The following is a 19435-nucleotide window of genomic DNA, read 5'->3' as shown; positions in this document are numbered from 1 at the left end:
TCTGCGGGATGGCCACAATAATGAACAGCTTCGATACCGTCATTCTGGGAGCCCTCACCCAACTCCAGTTTTCTCCCCAGGTCAATCATGCAATCGTCGTCATTGCCGACCTCTATACCTTCAAGGGTTACCTGCTGATTCCGCTGCTGTGGTGGATCTGGGTCCAGCCGAACGAGCGGCGCGGCTGGCGCCGTGAGATCGTGCTCGCCACGTTGGCGAGCGCCCTGATCGCACTCGCGGCGGGACGCCTGCTGGCGCGCTGCCTGCCGTTCAGGGAGCGGCCGCTATTCACGCCGGAGCTCCATCTGCATTTCGCCTCGTCGCCGGTGCAGTTCGCCGGGCTGATGAACTGGAGTTCCTTTCCGAGCGATCACGCCATGCTCTGGATGGCGGTAGCCACGGGCATCTTCATCGTGTGGCGGGGCATTGGCATGCTGGCGTTTTTGGCCGTCGCGGTATTCGTGTGCTTTCCGCGCGCGTATCTGGGTTATCACTACCCGACCGATCTGATCGCCGGCGCCCTGATCGGCATCGTCATTACCTGGATCATGACGCGCAGAGCCGTGCGCAGGCGCACGGTCAAACCCGCGATGCGCTACATCATGCGTTATCCCGGTCCTGCTGTGGCGCTCGGATTTATGCTGTGTTTCGAGCTGGTCACGCAGTTCGACGATCTTCTGCGGCTTGCCCATTCGGTACTTCATACCGCGAGCTGACGGATTCAGGCTTTGTTCGGACTGCCATGTTCTTAATACAAATCGGACGAGGGAAGATCACACACTCGCACATCAATCATTTCGCGCGTGCGTTGTGATCTGTACAAAATCAGCAGCGATATGCCCCGCGCCATAACGCGCTTCCATCTTCTTGAGCTGCTGCTCAACCGCCGCAAGGTAGGCCGAGCGAGACTCGGAAGCAGGACGCAGCCCGTCGAACAACGGCGCGGGCGTGATCAACAAAACGATCATCTCCGTGCCGAATGGCTTGTCCACGAGCCAGTACCCCGACCCACCGACCTTGGCCGAGAACCCGGGGGGTGCCTGGTTGTCGCGCTCGACATTGCTGGGAACCAGATGCACGACACTGCCGTCGAGCGCGAAGTAATCCACGTTGACGTATGAGTCGTAATGCGGCGTGGTGATATCGACGATGAGCGGCATGCCCTGCGTAAGGTGCGCGTCGAGCGGCTGGGTATGGATCGACGCCCCGCCGCCGGCCAGATGATTGGCGCGCCAATACGGCGCGAATGCGCTCACGACTTCGCAGTTGTGGTTCTCCACCGCGGTCACATCGAGTTTCGCAGCCTGCCCGCCTGGCGTTTGCGCGAGCGCGTCATGCAGGTGCGCCATGTTCTCGCCGGCATTGGCAAAGCCACGCACCTGGATCGCTTGCCCGGGCAGCGACGCAGCAAGCGCGGAGCACGGAATGCGTGCAAGCGTCGCGTTCAACGCGGCGACCGAAGCGGCGTCGGCCACCGGGGCGCTCGACGCGGGAGAGGCAGCGGCTGCAACCGCGCTCACGGCAGGCACGCTAGCGGCCACAGCCGCAGGCGCGGCAGCAAGCACCGGCGAGGCAGCCGCTTCCGCAACCGGCTTTGTTGCGCTAGCGGGAGTGCTGGTGACGCTGGTGGAGATAGCGGCCACGGAGGATTTGGCACCCGTTTGCTCGTGTCCGGAAAGCACGCGGTACCCGGCCCACAACCCCGCAGCGACCACGATGGCCCCCACGCCAACGGCGCCAGCCCGGGCGGCGGGGAACGCGTGCGCATGCGCGAGCACGCCCATGCCCTCGAGAAACTGATTGACGCTCGCGGTGCGTGACGCGCGGTCAAACGAAAGCGCTGCGCTCAGCGTGCGCCATTGACCGCGATCGAGCGCCGGCGGCCGCTCGGCGCGCATCTTCTCGCTGCGTGCCTGGGTAGCCGATTTCCGGTTGAACGGATGCTTGCCCGTCAACAGTTCATAGGTCACGCAGGCGAGCGCATAGATATCGTCGCGCGGGTCGGGTTCGCGATGCTCGAACATTTCCGGGCTCGCATAGGCGGGCGTGATGCCGCCAAGCGTCGCGGGATCGAATACGGTAACGTCGGGATCTTCTTCGGGACGCTGGAATACGCGCGCAATGCCGAAGTCGATCACTTTGACATCGCCGCCATCGGTGAGGAAAACGTTGGCGGGCTTGAAGTCGCAATGCACGAAGCCGCGCTCATGCGCATAAGCGAGCGCCTGCCCCATGCCGGCAATGATCGGCCGCGCCTTATCGAACGACATGCCCGCGAAACCCGGCGCGCGCAATAGCTTGCTGAGCGGCTTGCCGGACAGATATTCCATCGTGAGGTACACGAGCGGACCGTCACGGTCGAAGTCGTACACCGTGACGATATTGCGGTGCGCGAGCGTCTGCGCCTTGCGGGCCTCGCGTTGCAGTGCGATCAGCGAAGTCGGCTGGCCGCGAAACTGCACGTTCAGCACCTTGATCGCGATATAAGGTTTGCGGTCCGAAGCTTCGAGCTTGCGTAAATCGAGCGCCTTGTAGACGGTGCCCATGCCGCCCACGCCCAGGCACTCTTCGAGCACGAAGCGCCCGTTGAGCGTGTCGCCAATGCCCTTCACGTGCTCGGAGTCGTCGCCCGTCGTGGCAGAACGCGCAGCAGCGAGGGCTTCGTGAATGCGCGTGGAGTCGTCCACCGGCCCGGTGTTTTCCTGGCGATGTTCGATGCGGCGCAGGACCTCGGCATACACGGCGTCGGGCAGCGGATGGACGGTCTGCGTCGCGTCCACCGCTTCGCGCAGACGAGCACAATTGGCCGCGTCGACCGCGAGCACGTGGTCGATCTCGGCGAAGAACGCGTCGCGTGAAAGCGCCCCGCTCTGGAATGTCTGGATCAGCTGCGCAAGGCTCATCATTCGTATGCCTTCAACTCAGCTTCAGGATGGCCGAGGCGCTTTTCGTCACCGGTTCGCGGCGCACGATTGCACCGCATCCGGCTGCATGCCCCGATCTCGTTCGAGCCCGCTGCAACGTGGCCTCGTCATCCTTAAAGCATACAGAGTCGCCGCCAATTCTGCGCTCACTGTGATCTCAGAAGGCGCGCGCCCGTCACCCTACAACAAGGTCTGATGAAAGATTAGTCTGCTGCCGCACGCAGTGCAATCGGTGCCTGAACCAGGCCTTGGGCTCACGCGTGTTGCTCCGAATCCAACGGACTCGCCGCGCGCTGTTGGGCGCGCGCCATCAGCGTTTTCGCGCGTGAGCGCCGCGGCAGGCCCCGCATACGCGCGGCAGCCAGGCGCCGAGCCCCGCCACACAAGGGGTTGAGCAGCAAATGCGTTGGCGGCGACGTCGCTGGCACAGCCTGTGCATTAAGAGGAGCGAGCCCGCAAGATACTGCAGCTCAATCGCCAACTACCCTGTTTAGCCCTTCTGGAGAACTATCATGAGCAAGCTGATGATCGCCGACCTGAGCGTCGCGCAAGAACTCGACCGCAGCGAAATGAGCGCCGTGCGCGGCGGTGGCGGCCTGAGCCTCTGGCCCGGTTACTACCCGTCGATGCCGACCTTCAAGTATGACTCGACCAACTTCACCGCCGAACAGGTCATCGGTCAGACGAACAGCATCGTGAACAATGTGGGCAACGACGTCGCCTTCGCGTCGAACATCCACGCGACGGTCAACCCGGTGCAGAACGCGCACAACACGATCAACTTCTGATCGTCCTGGCAGCGGCGCGACCCCACCCTGCTGCACTCCGTGTGTCGCGCCCGCCTGGATGCATCCGCCCCACTCATCGTCAACTGGAGGCTCATCATGACTTCTCTCGTTATCCGCGAGCTGGCACCCGGCACGGAACTCGACCGCCGCGCCATGACAGCCGTACGCGGCGGCGGCAACAGCGCGTTCGGCAGCTATGGCCCGATCGCCAATATCAACGTGTCGCCCAACATCGTGCAGAACATCTCGCAGGTTCAGGTGGTCGACGTTGCCGCGCTCAACAACATCGGTTACATCGGCGCGGGTTTCGGGCCGCTGAATCTGAAGGTCAATCCCGCGCAATACGCGAGCACCGGCGTGCTGTTTTGACCATTGCCGCGAAGCGAAAATGCAGACGGCGCCGCGAGGCGCCGCCTGCTTGTTTACGTGCGTGCGCCGCGCACCACCGCCTATACTCAAACGAAACCCATCAAACCCAATCTGATCTCGTGGAGCGGACCGTGAGCACTATCGTCATCAAGGACCTTCCGGAAAGCGTGGAACTGGACAGGCAGGCAATGGCTGCGATCATGGGCGGCGCGCGCGCCGCCTCGCAGCGCACGCTACTCGTGCCACGACCGTTCATCGGCGTGCGTGTGGAGATCGAGGGCTCACCCGCGCAGCGCGCGCAGACAACCGTCGCCACGGCGCGGCCGCGCCCCACATTGCTGCGTTGAAATCACGCAGCGTGCGCGGACATGGCCGGACGCGTGCTGGCAGGCGGAAATACGCACCACGTGCCATCGTCGTGACGGAAGAAGAAGATTGCAATCGTGCGCGCAGGGTGCACCGCTTCTACGCAGACATAGCGCAGCCGTTGCTCCTGTGTGCGGCTAAAGCGCACGACGCGGGCCGGAACACGCGCACTGGGTGCGAGCCACTTGTCGACGAGGGTGCGCAGCGAGGTGTCGGCGGAATTCATGATGGTCTCCGAAGCAAGTGGCGAAGCGCGGCGTTTCAGCGTCGGCGGGAAATGGTGTTCACGCCGCCTGCGCGGCGTACGTGCCGTGGGCTTGCAGGCGGCGTGCGTGAACCAGCGCGCGAACCACGCGCAAGCCGGCAAGCGGATGAGCAATGCAGGTGCGGACCTGTTCGCTGCGGCCCTTGCCGTCCACGCACCAGGTGCAGAAGTGTTCGCAGTTGTTGCTGAGCAGGCGGTAGCGGTCTTCGCCCAAACGCGAGCGCGCACGCGCCACGGCTTCACGGCCCACGAAGGCCGCGCACGGATGCGCGACGATGGCGACTTCGCAGCCAGCCGCGAAACGCTCGAGCGAGACCTCTTCGATCGGACCGCGATGCAGCGATACGCACAACCCGGCGTAGTGGACAACGCGCCCAGCGCCGACGTAGATGCCGTGGTGCGTGTAGCCCGCGCGGCGCGACACGAGATGCGCGCCGAGCGGCGGTTCCTCGGTGTGCGACGTCGTTTGAAGTTCGGGGTTCATGGCTGCATCCGTCTGGCTGGTTGCTGGCTTTCCGCGCTGTTCAACGGTCTGCCGGTTGCCAACTATCCTGCATCAGACATGCCAGGCGAGCGATCACGGTTCTATCAGGCCTGGCGGGAAGGCGTGCTTGACGGGTGCCCCGGTGTGTCGGCGACACACCAACTTGAGCGCATCGATTGTGTCGGCGCCGAACCATCAGATTGCTGCCAGATTGGCTCACGAGGAGCGATTGCTTATGTGTCGGTGTCCTGATGACAACGGGAAACCTGCGTGTTGGCGCACGCACGACCATTGCCCCGAAAACCGACAAGGCAACGGTGCGCGTAATACGCGCCGCGCGAGCGCAACGTCATATGGGGCAAGCTTCAGCGGACCTGGGCGCACGAGCGCCGCATTTCGCCAAAAAATGGCATGCTGCTTGCGAGGTATGGCCGGAACGCCGCGTGCCTGCGGCCATCATCTTGACGGAGACTTGTCATGACCTCGCTCGCCATCACCGACCTTCACCTGCAATGCGATCTCGACCGCAAGGCGATGTCGTTCATCCGGGGTGCAGGCGCACCGTGGGTGTTCGGCTGGATCCAGCCCTACGAGCCCGCGCAGCCCTCCCAGCTCGGATCGATCATCAATCTGTACCAGACCAACAACACGTTCTACGCGAATCAGGTCATCAATCAGTACCAGACGCTCGACGTGACCAATTCCGCGTCCAATTCGAACGTGACGGTAGGCGTGGGCCAGAACGGCAAGAATAACGGACTCGTCGTGTAGCCTATGGAGGCTCGATCGTGGCAGGCGCATTGTTATGGAGCTCGGCATCGCGCACAGACGTAGGACGTGTGCGGGCGCTCAACGAGGATGCATGTCTCGATCTGCCCCAGAAGGGGCTTTGGGCGGTGGCCGACGGCATGGGCGGGCACACGGCCGGAGACTTTGCCAGCGGCATGATCGTGCGCTCGCTCGGCGGCCTGGCTGTCCCCAACACGCTCACGAGCTTCATGGCCACCGCGCGCGGCACGCTGCAGACGGTGAACCACCAGCTGCGCGAAGAGGCGGCGCGGCGCGCGGTTCGCATGATCGGCAGCACGGTTGCCGTGCTGATGGCGAGGGGGCGCGAATTCGGCTGGCTATGGGCGGGCGACAGCCGCATCTATTTGTACCGCGATGCGCAGCTCGAACCGCTCACGACTGACCATAGTTACGTGGCGGAGCTTCAGGCGCAGGGGCATTTGAGCGCCGAAGCAGCGCGCCACCATCCATCGCAGCATCTGATAACACGGGCCGTCGGTGCGGCAGACTGGCTCGATCTGGACGAAGGCCGCATCGTCGTGCGCGACGGAGACCTCTTTTTGCTATGCAGCGACGGGCTGAGCAATGAAGTTCAGGGCCCTGAGCTGGTGCGTGCGCTCGAGGGCGGCGACTGCCAGCAGGCAACTGAAATGCTCGTGGAGATGGCCTTGCAGGCCGGCGGGCGCGATAACATCAGCGCGGTCGTCGTGAGGGTGGAGGATCCGGTTGGGTCGGATCGCACGCTCGTGAATCCTGCTGTGGGGCGCTGAGCGCGTGGGTGTTGTTGTTTCTGGTTTCTTTGGCGTTTCCTTGTGTTCGTGTCGGTGTGCATGCGTTGCCCCTGTGCGGGGCGGCACCTACTTTTCTTTGCAGCGGCAAAGAAAAGTAGGCAAAAGAAAGCCGCTCAAACCGCCAATGCCTGCCACAGTTCACATCGCGCCACGACAGGTGAATGGCTCCGGAGCGTCTGTCACCTCGCACCATTCCCGTTAGTGACAAAGGGCTCATTCATCCCGCTGCTCGCTACGCGCGCAGCGGTCGGGTCTGCAAGGGAAACCAACGGTACGACTCAGCTTTGCGGGAACTCACGCGCCCTAATGGTTTTGGGTTATGCCCTTCGGGGCGCATAGCGTCACCGGAAGGATGAGCGCCTTGTCACTCAGTTCGGTGGTGCGAGGTGACAGACGCTCCGGAGCCATTCACCTGTCGTGGCGCGAGATGAACTGTGGCGGGCGCTAGCGGTTTGAGCGGCTTTCTTTTGCCTACTTTTCTTTGCCGCTGCAAAGAAAAGTAGGTGCCGCCCCGCACAGGGGCAACGCTGGCATACCGACGCGAAACCAAGGAAAGGCCAAAGAAACCAGAAACAACAACAAACACAACCTCAAGACTCCTTCCCGTGATTCACCTTCTCGGCATGCCGAAAATCTTTCGAATGAATACCATGCTTCTTAAGCAGCATCTGCAAATGCGACCGGTTCATATCACAGCGCCGAGCAAGCTCGGCCACCGTACCACCAGTCTCCTGCAATCCGCGCTCGAGAAACGCGCGCTCAGCCTCATCACTCGCGGCACGCTTCGCATCGCTAAGCGAGAGTGGCACGCCAGCCGCCTCGGCTTCCACCGCACGTAACGCCAGCGCCGCAGGCTTAGGCCGAATATCATCGGGCAAGTGCTCGATATCAGCCGTATCGCCGGCCAGACACGACAACCGATACACGAGATTACGCAACTCACGAATATTCCCGGGATACGCATAAGTCAGCAGAAAGTCCCGCAACTTGGGCGTGAGCTTCACAGGTCGGCGCTTAAGCTGCCCGGCAGCCTCGTCGCCAAAGTAAGCAATGAGCAGCGGAATCTCATCGTTGCGTTCGCGCAGCGCAGGCAGCGTGACATGAATCACGCTCAACCGGTAAAAGAGATCCTCGCGAAACTGCCCTTGCGCGGCAAGTTCTCGCAGGTTGCGGTTGGTCGCAGCAACAATGCGCGTGTCCACGCCAATGGGCTCATCGGAACCCACCCGCTGAATTTCGTGCGATTCGAGCACGCGCAGCAGTTTCACCTGCCCCTGCAGCGGCAACTCACCAATCTCGTCCAGAAAGATCGTCCCCGTATGCGCGCTTTCGAATTTCCCCTTGCGATCGCTCGATGCGCCCGTGAACGCCCCTCTGCGATGCCCAAACAACTCCGACTCGAGCAGGTTCTCAGGTATCGCGCCACAGTTGACTGAGATATACGGGCGGTCGGCACGCGCTCCGTTGGCGTGGATCACCTTCGCCATCAGCTCCTTGCCCGTACCGCTCTCGCCGTCGATCAACACGGGCAGGTCGGTAGGCGCCGCCTTTTCCGCAATCTCCAGCGCGGCCAGCAGCTTCGCGTTGTCGCCGAATATGCCTTCGAATATGAAGCTGCGCTCGATGAGCGCCTCGCGCCGCCGGTGCGCGGAAGGCGCGAGCGCATCCGGCCTTTCCAGCGCATCGAGCGCCTCGGGCGCCTCGGCCGCCGCTTCGACAAAGCGCTCCTTGCGCGAGAGTTGCATGACTTCGTCGCGCAGCGCGTTCGACTGGTTCAAAAGCTTTTCGATATCGGTACGCTCGAGCCGCGGTGCCCAGCGCAGCGTGGAGCGCAGGATTTCGATCTTTTCGAGCAGCCCCGCATAAGACACCACGGAGCTGCCGAATCCATGCGGGTCGAAGAGTTTCATGATGCCCCCAGCTGCTTTTGAACAAGCTGGTAATACATGCCCTTGCGCTCGACAAGCTCTTCATGCCGGCCCTGCTCCACGATAGCGCCTTCGTAGAGCACGAGAATCTTGTCCGCCCGCATGATGGTGCTCAGCCGGTGCGCGATGATGAGCGCCGTGCGACCCTCCAGGATGTCGTGCATGTTCGAGAGAATGTTGCTTTCCGACTGCGTGTCGAGCGACGAGGTCGCTTCGTCGAACACGAGCAGGCGCGGGTCGTGATAAAGCGCACGCGCAATGCAAAGGCGCTGGATCTGCCCGCCCGAAAGACCCATGCCGCGCTCGCCCACCACCTGCTCGTAGCCAAGCGGCAACTTGCTGATGAACGCGTGCGCGTCGGCCATGCGCGCCACTTCCTCCATGCGCCGCCAGTCCGGCGTTGCATCGCCGCAGGCGATGTTCTCGGCAATCGTGCCGGAAAAGACGAGGTTCGTCTGCATCACGTAGCCCACCTGGGCGCGAAAGTACGCATGATCGATCGCGCTCATGTCGTAGCCGTCCACGTTGATCTTGCCTTCGGTCGGTGCGTAGAAGCCCACCAGCAGCTTGGCGAGCGTCGTCTTGCCGGAGCCGCTGCGCCCCACGATCGCCACCATCTGGCCGCGTGCGACCGAAAAGCTGATGTTCTCCAGCACGTAAGGCGTTTCGTTGCCGCCATAGCGGAAATACACGCCGTCGAATTCAATATCGCCCTGCAGGTCCGGCAGCAGCACGCGCGAGCCGAGGTCCGCCGGCTTCTGCTCGGGCTCGATGTCGAGCACGTCGCCTAGCCGCTCCATTGCCACCGCCGCATCGTTCATGAGGCTCCACAGCCCGACCAGACCCATGAGCGGCGCAAGCACGCTGCCCATGAATGCGTTGAACGCGATGAGCTGCCCAATGCTCAACTCCTGATCGAGCACCAGCGTGGCGCCCGCCCACAGAATCACGATCGTGGTCGCCGCGTTGAGCAACTGACTGCCTAGCCCCACCAGAATGTGGAATGCCTGCGCGCGGTACTGCACTTCGAGTGACTTCGCGTATTTGCGCTCCCACTTCAGGCGCACCGCTCTTTCTATGCCCATGCCCTTCACGGTTTCAACGCCGCCGAGCGTTTCCATCAGCATGGAGCGCGAATCCGTGGACGCTGCAAAGACGTCGCGCGCATACCGTTTAATGCGCGGCGTGGCAATGGCCGTGAGCGCCATGATGGGAATCACGAACGCGATGAGCAGCAGCGTCAGCTTCACGTTGTAGAGAAACATGATCGTGAAGTAGATGAAGATCATCAGCAGATTGAGCGCCGTGGTCACCGTCGATTCGGTGAGAAACGCGCGTATCGTCTGGTTCTCCTGAAAGCGCGCGAAGATGTCGCCCGTTTTACGGCGCGCGAAGAACGAGAACGGCAGCGACATCGTGTGCTTGAAGAACTGCGACATCATCGCGAAGTCGAGACTGCGCACCATGAAATTCGACAGATGCGCGCGTATCGTCGTCATGAGCTGCGTGAATACGTGCGAAATAATGAGCCCCACGATCAGGAGATGCAGCAGGCTCACGTTCTGATGGACGATCACGCTGTCGAGAATGGTCTGGATGATGAGCGGCGGCACGACACCGAGCAGCTGGATCACGAAGGTCGCGAGAAAGAGGTGAGCGAGTATTTTCCGGTACGGCAGCAAGTAACCGATGAAACGCACCCACGGCGAGCGCGTCGCCGCCTGCGCGCCGGTCGTGTCGCCAGCGGTGAACAACAGGCACGTGCCGTTCCAGCCGCGCTCGAATGCTTCGACGCTCAGCTTGCGAAATCCGAGCGCCGGGTCGGCCACCCTCACCCACTGCTTCGACACGCCGTACACGACGATATAGTGGTAGCCCTCCCAGTGCGCGATAAAGGGCAGCTCGAAGCCTTGCAGCGCTTCGTATGTGCACTGCACGCCGCGCGTGGTGAAGCCAAGCGCCTCGCCGGTGCGCGCGAGACTCTCGAGCGTCGCGCCCTGCGTCGTCACGTTCGCGAGGTCGCGCAGCTTGCCGAGCGTCATGGGAATGCCGTAATGGCGGCAGATCATCGCGAGGCACGCCGCGCCGCAGTCCATCTCCTCGGCCTGCTCGACCAGCACGAAGCGCTTGATCACGCGCTCGCTGAATTTCGCGTCCGCGCCGCTGTCCACGGCAACCGGCCGGCTGCGGCGCTCCGCGAGCTTCTTTTGCCGCTGCAATTCGCGCTCGTTGAAGCGCACGCGCTCTTCCAGCACCTCGCGCAACTTGGGGTTGCGCTCCAGCATGAAGTGCACGGTCTTTTCGGGAATCACCAGCAGCCGTACATCGGTGAGCGCCGTGACGCTCGCGGGCTGATCCTGGCGAAGCAGGCAGGCGCGTTCACCGAAGATCTCACCCGCGCCGAGTTTCGCGATCTGATAGACGGTGCCTTCTTCCTCGCGCGCGATGCTGACCTCGCCCTGACGCACGACATACAGGCGCATGTCGCCACCCGCGCCCTGATGGATGATCTCCTTGCCGGCGCTCACGCGCTTGACGCCCACGCTCGACACATATTCTTCCAGCTCGGCGCGCGAAAGCTTGCCGCGCAGGTCGAAAAGCCGCGTGACGAAGCCGCCTGCCGAGCTGATCGCCACATAGCTCGTCACGAAAGACTGCGCGGCCGGATTCGCGGCGAGCAGCGGCTCGAGCGCGGCGCGCGGAATGCACAGCACCTCGGTTTTTGCCGAGGCGCGCACCGACACTTCGTGCCAGTAGTCGCGCAGCATGGCGATCTCGCCGAACACCTCGCGTTCCTTGCGCACGCCGAGGCTCATTTCCTTGCCGCGCTCTTCGGCAATCAGGCGCACGGAGCCCGAGCGGATCACATAGAGGCCGGCAGCGGGCTCGCCGCGCTTGCAGAGCGTGTCGCCGAATGCGTAGGTGTGCGTTTCGACCTGCGCGGCGAGACGGTCGAGTTCTTCGCGCGAAAAGAGCGAAAGCGGTTCGACCGATGCGAGAAAATCCGCGAGCGAAGGTGCGCTGGCCGGTGCGGGCGCCTGGGTGTCCATCTGCTGGGCTCTGCGCGCTCAGTGCGCGTCGATGATATGTTCTTGCGCGCGCTCCGCGAGCCACTCTTCGCGCAAGAGCCGCCGCACCTCGGAAGCCACGTCCGCTTCGAGCGACGCCGGATGCTTCGCCGTCACGCAGAAAATCTCGAAGAACGAGTCATCCGGCGCGGGAAACGGCCCGAGCAGGTCGCCAACCTGCGCATTGAACACCTTGGCCTCGATGTCCGTTTTCAGGGACCCGCGCAGCACCTTGCCGATCACGCCGCCGCGCTCGCTCGTGTCCGCGATCGAATGCTCGCGCGCCATTTCGCCGAATGCCTGCGGCTCGTCCTCGAGAATCGACATGATTTCACGCGCCTTGCCTTCCGAGTCCACCACGATGTGGCTCACTTCGATGCTGTCGAATTTCGGCGAATTGAGCTTGAAATAGCTGTCGACCGCATCTTCGTTGCAGATCAGGTTAAATGTCTTCTCCTGGTAGAGCGTGTCGGTAATGAAGTGCTCGAATTCGTCGAGGCTGATACCGAACACATCGAGGTAGCGGTTCATGTCCGCCGCGCGGTGCAGCCCCCGCACGCGGCGAAACTGGTCGGCGCGCTGCTGGATTTCGTCGGGCCCGACCTGCACGCCCATTTTCTTCGCGGCGATGACCGTAAGCCGGTCGCGCACCTGCTGTTCGACCAGGCTTTCGAACTGCCCCGTGAGTTTCAGCACGCGAATGAAATCTTCCGTGCCGATCGCTTCATCGTCGATCCGTACGATTGTCGTCATTGCTTTCCCCTGAGTTCTGATACCCGAATTCTGGGCGGGTTAGCGCCTTCAACCCGCAATTTGCCGGAACGGGTCCAGCGCGAAATCGATCAGGCGCCGCTCGCGCACCACGATTTCGGCGGTCGCCGTCATGCCGTAGCGCAGCGGATACGTCGCGCCGCCAATCGAAAAATGGTCGCGCGCGAGCCGCACGCGCCCTTCGTACACCGGCTCCTTGGTCTGCGCCTGCGGCTTCGTGGTCGGCGAAATATATTCGAGCGTGCCGTCCACCACGCCATAGCGCTGATACGGAAACGCGTTGAACTTCAGCTTGACCGGCAAGCCCTCGCGCAGGAACGCGCGGTCCTGCTCCGGTATCGCGACCTTCACGACCGGGCGCGCATTGGCTGGCGCAATGCCCCCGAGCGGCGTGTTCGCCTGGATCTTGTCGCCGGGCTGCGTCGTCGTCACGTCCGTAATCACACCCGAGACCGGCGCGAGCACGAGCAGGAAGTTGTCCTTGTCGATGTTCTCGAAGCGGATGCGCGCCGCGGCGTCGGCGGCAAGGCGCGCGGTTTGCACCTGCAGGCGCAGCTTGTCCTCGGTATTGGCGATTTCGCGCTCGGTCGCGTCGTATTCGATGCGCAGCGACGTGAGCTGCCCGGCGCTGCCTTCGAGTTGCGCCTTCGCCTGCGCGAAGTCGTGGCTCGTTTGCGCCTGCAATTCGGTGAGCCGCGCTTGCGCGATGCGGTAATTATTGTCCGCCTGAACGAACGCGCTGCGCTTTTCCTCGACCTGGCTTTGCGACACGCCGCCGCCGCCCGGAAGCGCGAACAGGCGCTCATACTTGTTCTCGTCTTCCTTCGCGAGGTCGCGCACGTGGCGCGCGTTGTCGATATTGCCGCGCGCCTCGTCGAGTTGGGCGTTCTCGGCCTGCTGGAGCTTGCTCGTGCCTTCCGCAACGCGCGTTTGATGCATATGCTCTTCAACGTCCATCTGCGCCTTGAGCGCCTCGGCCTTGCGCTCCATCAGCGCCTTTTTCTCGGGGAACTCCTTCCAGTCGCGTTCGGCGTCGTCGAGTTTCAGGCGCGCATCGAGCGCGTTAGTCGCCGCCTGAATCGCTCCACGCGCGTTGATGCGTCCGATCACGTCGTCCTTCTCCACGGGCTGCCCTTCGGCGATATAGATATCCACAAGCTCGCCGTCCACGGGTGCATAGATACGGCGCACTTCGGACTCCGGAGCAAGCGCGCCTTGTGCGCTGACGATCACATCGGCGCGCCCGACAAACGACCATAAGAGCGCGCACACCACAAGCGCAACCATCGTGATGATCGTGGCTTCAATGAGACGCCACGGGCGCGCGGTGAGAATCGCCACGCCCTCCTCGCTATGGTCGCCCAACGCCTCGCCAAGCGGTCGCGGCGGTTCCGGCGCGGCATGCGAACCGTACATGCCGAACGCCTTGCGCAGGCGCTCAATGAGCAGGGACGGATTCACCATGCCCCCCCGCTAGCGCAAGCTTTTCGAGCGCGCCCGCGTGGGCTGCGAACGGCGGCGTGGAGAAGTGGGCGGCAGCCAGACGGTCGTGCACGGCTTGCACATGGCCCGCGTGCGCCTCGCTATCGATCTGCTGATACTGCTCCATGTCGGCGCGCACGGCGTCGAGCCCCGCAAGGCGCGGATAGCGCTGCGCATAGTCGCTCAGCATCGTATTGAGCGCGTCGAAGCGGTCGCTCGCCAGCGCGCTGTCGATCGCCTCGTGGATGCGATCGAGCGCAGCCACATAGACCGAGTCGTCGCTCTGCAGCTTGCGCAAGTGGCTGAGCGAGTCCGCGTACACGGTGGCAAACGCCGGCACGTAGGCCGAGATGCGGTCGAATGCACGCTGATGCTCGCCAGGGTCGTCGTTCCAGCGGCTCGTCAACGTGTGGATCGGCGCCTCGTCGCGGTAGATGCGAATCGGCGCTTGCGGGCCTTCGCGCCCCTGCACGAACGACTGAAGCGCGCCGATCCAGTCGATGTTTTCCACGAGCGGCGCGGCGTCCGGATTGTGGCGCGCGAGCGTGCGCATGTCTTCGACGATGGCGCGCGCGCGATCGAACGCACGCGCGTTGATCGCGGCAACCCAGTCGGGTACGTTGGCCTTGATGAGCGCTTCTGTCCCCATCGCGCGCCACGTGGTGTCGTTCGGGTGGCGCGTGAGGTATTGGTCGGCCACGCGCGCCGCGCTTTCGAACTGGCCGCTCGTGAGCAGGGCCTGCATGTCGCGCTGTGGGGCGCCCTGGAAATACGTGAGCGCAACGAGCGCGACGATCACGGCGAGCCCGCCGCCGCCCCACCGCACGAACGCGCCCATGTTGATCTTGCCGCTGCCGCCTAGTGCTTCGCTCAACTCGCTGAGGAAGACTTCGATGCGGCCGCGCCGGCGTTTCGCATCGTGGCCCGGTTCTGGCGCCTGCTGAGGCGCATCGGGATTGATCTCGTCGTCCTGCGCGGGTGCGGGGGGCGTGCAAAAGATGTCGAGAAACGAGTGCGCGCTGCCAATAAAGGTCGTGCGGTCGGCGTCTTCCGCCAGCACGCTGGCGCGGCGCTCGCGCGTCGCCGTCACGGTGGCGTCGCTCGCACTCGTGCTTTCGAGGCTTACGCGGTAGACGAAGTGCTCGCCGCCGAATGCGATGCGCTGGCCGTCTTCGAGCCTGACTGCGTGGTCGTCGAGCCGCTGTCCGTCGAGGAACGTGCCGTTGGTGCTGCCGAGGTCTTCGACATACATCGCGTCGTCCTCGGCATAGATGTGCGCGTGACGTCGCGACAAATAATTTACCTGGTGCGGATAGGCGTCGTGGTACTGCGAGAACGTCTCGTCGGCCTTGCTGACCAGGAACGGAAAACTGGTGACGACGATCTGCTGCAAGCCAAGATCGGCGCGCTCTGGCGTGAGCGTCACCACCGTTGCGCGTACGGCCGCGCGCGCCGCACGCGGCGCAAAACTCACGCGAAACGCGAGCGCGCCGGCGAAGCTGAGTTCGTCGCCGTCGTTGAGCACGTGGGGCTTCTGGGTGACTTCGATCCCGTTGACCGCCGTGCCGTTCTTGCTGCCCAGGTCGGCCACGTAGGCCGACGCGCCCTCGCGGAAGATGCGCGCGTGACGGCGCGACACATCCACGACGACCTCGGGCCGCGCCTCGGCAAAAGGCGGCTGTGTCCGCCCAACTGCGAACAGATCCTTGTCGATGCGGATCTCGCCCAGCTCCGCATGCGATATCGGCCGCAGCACGATATCGAACGTCCGCTCGAGCGATGTCTGGTTCTCGGCAAGGGAAGCGGCGTCAGGCACCATGATTCCGCCAGCGATCAGCAATTGTCAGCCAGGCCGCGCGTGGCGCAAGCGCCGCGTGCGCACTGACTCTCCGTGAGAAGCCGCGCGCCTTGCACATGGCGATCGGGGTGTTAGAAAAGTGTAGGCGACTGTTGGCTGGAGTCAAACATCTGGCGTAGCCCGCCGCAACGAGCGCGCTCACTTGACCGGCGCTGCCGACACAGCGGAATTCGAGGCCACGTTGGCCACATCGACGTTGGGCCAGCCGCCGCCGATCGCCTTATAGAGCGTGACAGTGTCGGCCAGGATCTGCTCATGGTTGGCCAGAAGCGACTGTTCCGCGGAAGCAAGCGAACGTTCGGACTCCAATACTTCGAGCTGCGATACGAGCCCTTCTTTGAGCTGCGCCTCGACCTGCGCCGCGACGGTGCGCAGACGCTCGTTTTGCTGCAGCAGCTCGACGCGTTGCTTTTTATGCGCGTCGAGATTCACGAGCGCGTTCTCGACTTCTTCGAACGCCGTGAACACGACCTGGCGATACTGCTCCTCGGCGACCTTGCTCTCGGCTTCGGTCGTCTTGATGTGGGCGTGCACGCCCGGGTCGAACATCGGGAAGTTGATGCTCGGCATGAAGCTCAGCGTGAACACCTTGAAGAGATCGGAAAGCGAGAACGCAGCCGTGCCGGCACGGCCCGTGAGGCTGAGGGTCGGCAGTTGCGCGAGCCGTGCGGAACCGACTTGATCATACGATTCGAGAATGCGGTACTGCGCGGCCACCACATCGGGGCGGCGCCCCAGCAACTGCGCGGGCAGGCCCATGGGCACGTTCGGCAACTTCACGCGCTCGCGCAACTGGCCCGCCGGCATTTTGAACTCGCCCGCGGGCACGCCGACCAGCGTGCAAAGCGCGTTTTCGGCGGTATCGCGCTCGCGGTGCAGTTCCAGCAGCTCGTTCGCCACGCCGTTGACTTCGGCGCCCTGACGCAGCACTTCGGTTTTGGGCGCCAGACCGTTTGCGTACATCTGCTGGTAAATGGTGAGGATCTGTTTGTTCCTTCTGAGCGTGTCTTCCTCGTCGCGGATCTGGTCGTCGAACTGCAGGATCTGGAAATAAGTGCTCGCCACACTCGCAACGAGCGTCAAATAGCCTGCGCGCCAATCCGCTTCGGTAGCGTGATACTCGGCCTTTTGGGCCTGCACGCTTTTCTCGACTTTGCCCCAGATATCGATGTCCCAATTCACCTGAGTCGCGACGTTGTAGGTCTTCGAGAGCGCTAGCCCCGTGCTCTTCTCATAGTCGATCCCCGCGCCCGCGTCGACCGTGGGCAGTGCACCGGCCTGCACTTCCCCGATCTGCGCGCCGGCCACGCCAATGCGCGCCGCCAGCACCCGGATATCGACATTGCCCGCAATCGCCTTCTCGATGAGTGTATTCAGGTAGGGATCGTCGAACTCTTTCCACCACTGCGGATTGACCGTATCGGCCGCGGAAAACGTGCGGTTCGTATGCGCCCAGGCGTCCTTCTCAGGCATGTCGGGACGCCGATACGCAGGCGTACTCAAATCCGTGCAGCCGCACAGTGCCACGGCACACAACCCGGCCGCACCGACGAAACGGGTCAGCCAACGCGACGCGCCGCCTGATACGTGTGCGGCGGACGGCGAGAGCAGTGTGTTCACGATCGACTCCTTAAGCGGAAGGCGGCGACGAGTGTGGCGATAAGCGCGGTGTGCAACGGATGCGGTGGTGGGCGGCGCCGTGGAGGCGGGGTAAGCCTCCACGGCTGGCAGCACGATCAGAAGTTGATCGTGTTGTGCGCCGTTTGCATCGGGTTGGTCGACGAGGCGATGCCCGTCACGAATGCCACGTCGTTGCCCGTGTTGCTCATGATGCTGTTGGTCTGGCCGATCACTTGCTCGGCGGTGAAGTTGGTGCTGCTGACCTTCACGCTCGGCATGCTCGGGTAGTAGATCGGCAGCGGGCCAAAGCCCAGGCCGCCGCCGCGCACGGCGCTCATTTCACGGCTGTCGAGTTCTTGTGCGCCGCTCAGGTCTGCAATCATCAGCTTGCTCATGGCAGTTCTCCAGATAAGGAATGCAACAGTGTTTGGGTTTTGAGCTGCAAGGTTGCGGGCTCGGGTCCAACAAGGCATGAGCCGTGCCAGGTGCGCGCGCGAGCGGGTGCACGGCGGCGCATTGCCCGCTGCATAAGGATTGCTCTGGAATTTCCGGTGTCTCACGCGCAGCGACTGGCGCTCGCCTGGCGTGTGGTGTGATGGGTGCGCGCCAACGCGTTGCGCGACTTATGTTGGCATGCTGCGAACACGGGTGAACTGCGTGACGTTAAAGCGTCGCAAACGTTCGCACGTCACGTTCGCGTGTGTGACAGATTCGTATGGATCACTTAACGTAAATGGTGATCTTCTTCGAGTACACAGGCGGGTTGTGCGGCACGTGGTGCGCGTCGCCCATCAGCAGCTGCAGCGTATGTTTGCCCGGCGGCAACTGAAGCGTGGTTTCGGTCTGACCGGCGCCGAAGTGCAGGTGGTTGCGATCGGATGGAATGGGCTGATCCATCGGCGGCAGGTCCGTATCGACGAGCAAGTGGTGGTGGCCCGTGTTGGGAAACTCGACCTCCGCGGGCGCCACGCCCATGTTGCGCAAGCCGAACCACACGCGAAATGGCCGCCCGGCCGGCATCACCTGGCCGTCGTTCGGCCAGCCTATATAGACGTGCGCGTTCGGGTCGGCCGGCGTCGTGCCTGCATGCGCCGCACCGCCCGCGAGCAGCACGAGGCTGGCAGCAAAAACGAGGAACCTGTTCATGGCATGCACTCCCGCTTCTTTTGCGCTGCGGCTAAAGACCGATGTCCTTCGCTATTTCACCGTGACCGTGATCTTCTTCGAGTAGATCGGCGGATCGTGCGGCACGTGCTTGTAATCGCCCATCAGCAACTGCAGCGTGTGCTTGCCCGGCGGCAGCTCGATCCGCGCTTCGGTTTCGCCCGCGCCGAAATGAAGATGGTTGCGATCCGACGGGATAGGCTGATCGAGCGGCGGAAGGTCCGTGTCGATCAGTACGTGATGATGGCCGGTATTCGCCTTGTTGATCCCCTTGGGGCACACGCCCATGTTGCGCAGCCCCATGCGAATCCAGAACTTGCCGGTCGGAATCGTCGCGCCGTCCGGCGGCCAGATGATGTAGACCTCTGCGCCCGGCGGGGAAGGCGTGCGCTCGGCGAACGCGAGACGCGGCATCAGAACGGCCGCTGCCAGGGCCAACAGGGTTGCTCTTCGTTGCATCTTCGTGCTCCTTGTTCGGCAGACGGCGCACGGCTTTGGAGTTCGGTGCGTGTTCTACAGCTTAGGTCGGATTCAAGCGGATGGAGAATAATCGGCGCGGCGCGCGCTTGCCACCGAGTTACTGCATCGCCCGGCGTGCGTGCTATTTTGTAGTTGTGCGCAGGCAGTGCCTGTCCCGGCGGCGGCCCGCGTCTCACGCGAGCGCGGCGGGCGACTGCAGCGGGGTAGCGCACCGTCGGCATTGAAAGGCGATGATGCCTGGGGTTGCCACCTGGGCTGGCAATTCGGCTGGCAACTCGGCTGGCACCT

General features: G+C 63.2%; 18 protein-coding genes. 6 read left to right on the top strand and 12 right to left on the bottom strand.

What is annotated here, in order from left to right; translation table 11 throughout:
- Nucleotides 1-20 precede the first annotated feature (20 nt).
- On the top strand, nt 21-716 hold the full coding sequence (locus U5A52_RS11175) for a phosphatase PAP2 family protein (RefSeq protein WP_321912246.1): 696 nt from the start codon (nt 21-23) through the stop codon (nt 714-716).
- 72 nt (nt 717-788) lie between these two features.
- Here the strand turns inward: U5A52_RS11175 and U5A52_RS11170 are convergent, their stop codons facing one another.
- Nucleotides 789-2906, bottom strand: coding sequence for a serine/threonine protein kinase (locus tag U5A52_RS11170; RefSeq protein ID WP_321934782.1), 2118 nt, complete (start codon nt 2904-2906; stop codon nt 789-791).
- Nucleotides 2907-3436: 530 nt separating this feature from the next.
- On the opposite strand from U5A52_RS11170, the gene U5A52_RS11165 reads away from it, so the two are divergent.
- From U5A52_RS11165 to U5A52_RS11155, 3 genes are all read left to right on the top strand, one after another.
- Complete coding sequence (locus U5A52_RS11165) at nt 3437-3712, top strand: hypothetical protein (RefSeq protein ID WP_233887843.1); 276 nt, start codon at nt 3437-3439, stop codon at nt 3710-3712.
- 96 nt (nt 3713-3808) lie between these two features.
- Nucleotides 3809-4081: a hypothetical protein gene (locus tag U5A52_RS11160; protein ID WP_321934781.1), complete on the top strand. Its 273-nt coding sequence runs from the start codon at nt 3809-3811 to the stop codon at nt 4079-4081.
- Between the two features lie 131 nt (nt 4082-4212).
- On the top strand, nt 4213-4428 hold the full coding sequence (locus tag U5A52_RS11155) for a hypothetical protein (RefSeq protein WP_321911848.1): 216 nt from the start codon (nt 4213-4215) through the stop codon (nt 4426-4428).
- 2 nt (nt 4429-4430) lie between these two features.
- On the opposite strand, the gene U5A52_RS11150 is transcribed toward U5A52_RS11155, so the two are convergent.
- Both U5A52_RS11150 and U5A52_RS11145 read right to left on the bottom strand, forming a co-directional pair.
- Nucleotides 4431-4673 (bottom strand): hypothetical protein, encoded by a 243-nt coding sequence (locus U5A52_RS11150; RefSeq protein ID WP_321934780.1) that lies wholly within the window; start codon nt 4671-4673, stop codon nt 4431-4433.
- A 58-nt stretch (nt 4674-4731) separates the two neighbouring features.
- Nucleotides 4732-5196 carry a lecithin retinol acyltransferase family protein gene (locus U5A52_RS11145; protein WP_321911852.1) on the bottom strand — a complete coding sequence of 155 codons (465 nt, stop codon included), beginning with the start codon at nt 5194-5196 and terminating at the stop codon, nt 4732-4734.
- Between the two features lie 477 nt (nt 5197-5673).
- Between U5A52_RS11145 and U5A52_RS11140 the strand changes: the two genes are divergently transcribed.
- Together U5A52_RS11140 and U5A52_RS11135 are read left to right on the top strand one after the other, a co-directional pair.
- A complete protein-coding gene (locus tag U5A52_RS11140) occupies nt 5674-5967 on the top strand; it encodes a hypothetical protein (RefSeq protein ID WP_321911853.1) in 294 nt (97 codons plus the stop codon).
- A gap of 68 nt (nt 5968-6035) precedes the next feature.
- Nucleotides 6036-6755 carry a PP2C family protein-serine/threonine phosphatase gene (locus tag U5A52_RS11135; protein ID WP_321911854.1) on the top strand — a complete coding sequence of 240 codons (720 nt, stop codon included), beginning with the start codon at nt 6036-6038 and terminating at the stop codon, nt 6753-6755.
- A 611-nt stretch (nt 6756-7366) separates the two neighbouring features.
- On the opposite strand, the gene U5A52_RS11130 is transcribed toward U5A52_RS11135, so the two are convergent.
- The 9 genes from U5A52_RS11130 to U5A52_RS11090 form a co-directional block, all read right to left on the bottom strand.
- A complete protein-coding gene (locus U5A52_RS11130) occupies nt 7367-8686 on the bottom strand; it encodes a sigma-54 dependent transcriptional regulator (protein WP_321934779.1) in 1320 nt (439 codons plus the stop codon).
- Nucleotides 8683-11754, bottom strand: coding sequence for a peptidase domain-containing ABC transporter (locus tag U5A52_RS11125; RefSeq protein WP_321911858.1), 3072 nt, complete (start codon nt 11752-11754; stop codon nt 8683-8685). The genes U5A52_RS11130 and U5A52_RS11125 overlap by 4 nt, the downstream gene beginning before the upstream one ends.
- Before the next feature lie 18 nt (nt 11755-11772).
- Nucleotides 11773-12525 carry a peptidylprolyl isomerase gene (locus tag U5A52_RS11120; RefSeq protein ID WP_321911859.1) on the bottom strand — a complete coding sequence of 251 codons (753 nt, stop codon included), beginning with the start codon at nt 12523-12525 and terminating at the stop codon, nt 11773-11775.
- 48 nt (nt 12526-12573) lie between these two features.
- Nucleotides 12574-13959 (bottom strand): HlyD family efflux transporter periplasmic adaptor subunit, encoded by a 1386-nt coding sequence (locus U5A52_RS11115; protein ID WP_321934808.1) that lies wholly within the window; start codon nt 13957-13959, stop codon nt 12574-12576.
- 22 nt (nt 13960-13981) lie between these two features.
- On the bottom strand, nt 13982-15844 hold the full coding sequence (locus U5A52_RS11110) for an FHA domain-containing protein (RefSeq protein WP_321934778.1): 1863 nt from the start codon (nt 15842-15844) through the stop codon (nt 13982-13984).
- A 177-nt stretch (nt 15845-16021) separates the two neighbouring features.
- Nucleotides 16022-17494, bottom strand: a complete 1473-nt coding sequence (locus U5A52_RS11105; RefSeq protein ID WP_415773778.1) for an efflux transporter outer membrane subunit — start codon at nt 17492-17494, stop codon at nt 16022-16024.
- A gap of 125 nt (nt 17495-17619) precedes the next feature.
- The gene (locus U5A52_RS11100; RefSeq protein ID WP_321911862.1) at nt 17620-17898 is read right to left on the bottom strand and encodes a hypothetical protein; all 279 of its coding nucleotides are present in this window, start codon (nt 17896-17898) and stop codon (nt 17620-17622) included.
- 325 nt (nt 17899-18223) lie between these two features.
- Entirely contained in the window at nt 18224-18649 is a 426-nt protein-coding gene (locus tag U5A52_RS11095) for a DUF4399 domain-containing protein (protein WP_028204268.1), read from the bottom strand.
- 51 nt (nt 18650-18700) lie between these two features.
- Entirely contained in the window at nt 18701-19126 is a 426-nt protein-coding gene (locus U5A52_RS11090) for a DUF4399 domain-containing protein (RefSeq protein ID WP_321911864.1), read from the bottom strand.
- Between the last annotated feature and the right edge of the window lie 309 nt (nt 19127-19435).

This window comes from Paraburkholderia sp. J8-2 (assembly GCF_905220195.1).
Classification (GTDB): Bacteria; Pseudomonadota; Gammaproteobacteria; order Burkholderiales; family Burkholderiaceae; genus Paraburkholderia.
This window is presented reverse-complemented; position numbering and strand designations above follow the sequence as displayed.

What these genes read in the sequence shown, in the direction of transcription:
- U5A52_RS11175 (WP_321912246.1), top strand. Translation starts at nt 21, where the DNA reads ATGAACAGCTTCGATACCGTCATTCTGGGAGCCCTCACCCAACTCCAG.
- U5A52_RS11170 (WP_321934782.1), bottom strand. Translation starts at nt 2,906, where the DNA reads ATGATGAGCCTTGCGCAGCTGATCCAGACATTCCAGAGCGGGGCGCTT.
- U5A52_RS11165 (WP_233887843.1), top strand. Translation starts at nt 3,437, where the DNA reads ATGAGCAAGCTGATGATCGCCGACCTGAGCGTCGCGCAAGAACTCGAC.
- U5A52_RS11160 (WP_321934781.1), top strand. Translation starts at nt 3,809, where the DNA reads ATGACTTCTCTCGTTATCCGCGAGCTGGCACCCGGCACGGAACTCGAC.
- U5A52_RS11150 (WP_321934780.1), bottom strand. Translation starts at nt 4,673, where the DNA reads ATGAATTCCGCCGACACCTCGCTGCGCACCCTCGTCGACAAGTGGCTC.
- U5A52_RS11145 (WP_321911852.1), bottom strand. Translation starts at nt 5,196, where the DNA reads ATGAACCCCGAACTTCAAACGACGTCGCACACCGAGGAACCGCCGCTC.
- U5A52_RS11140 (WP_321911853.1), top strand. Translation starts at nt 5,674, where the DNA reads ATGACCTCGCTCGCCATCACCGACCTTCACCTGCAATGCGATCTCGAC.
- U5A52_RS11130 (WP_321934779.1), bottom strand. Translation starts at nt 8,686, where the DNA reads ATGAAACTCTTCGACCCGCATGGATTCGGCAGCTCCGTGGTGTCTTAT.
- U5A52_RS11125 (WP_321911858.1), bottom strand. Translation starts at nt 11,754, where the DNA reads ATGGACACCCAGGCGCCCGCACCGGCCAGCGCACCTTCGCTCGCGGAT.
- U5A52_RS11120 (WP_321911859.1), bottom strand. Translation starts at nt 12,525, where the DNA reads ATGACGACAATCGTACGGATCGACGATGAAGCGATCGGCACGGAAGAT.
- U5A52_RS11115 (WP_321934808.1), bottom strand. Translation starts at nt 13,959, where the DNA reads ATGTACGGTTCGCATGCCGCGCCGGAACCGCCGCGACCGCTTGGCGAG.
- U5A52_RS11110 (WP_321934778.1), bottom strand. Translation starts at nt 15,844, where the DNA reads ATGGTGCCTGACGCCGCTTCCCTTGCCGAGAACCAGACATCGCTCGAG.
- U5A52_RS11100 (WP_321911862.1), bottom strand. Translation starts at nt 17,898, where the DNA reads ATGAGCAAGCTGATGATTGCAGACCTGAGCGGCGCACAAGAACTCGAC.
- U5A52_RS11095 (WP_028204268.1), bottom strand. Translation starts at nt 18,649, where the DNA reads ATGAACAGGTTCCTCGTTTTTGCTGCCAGCCTCGTGCTGCTCGCGGGC.
- U5A52_RS11090 (WP_321911864.1), bottom strand. Translation starts at nt 19,126, where the DNA reads ATGCAACGAAGAGCAACCCTGTTGGCCCTGGCAGCGGCCGTTCTGATG.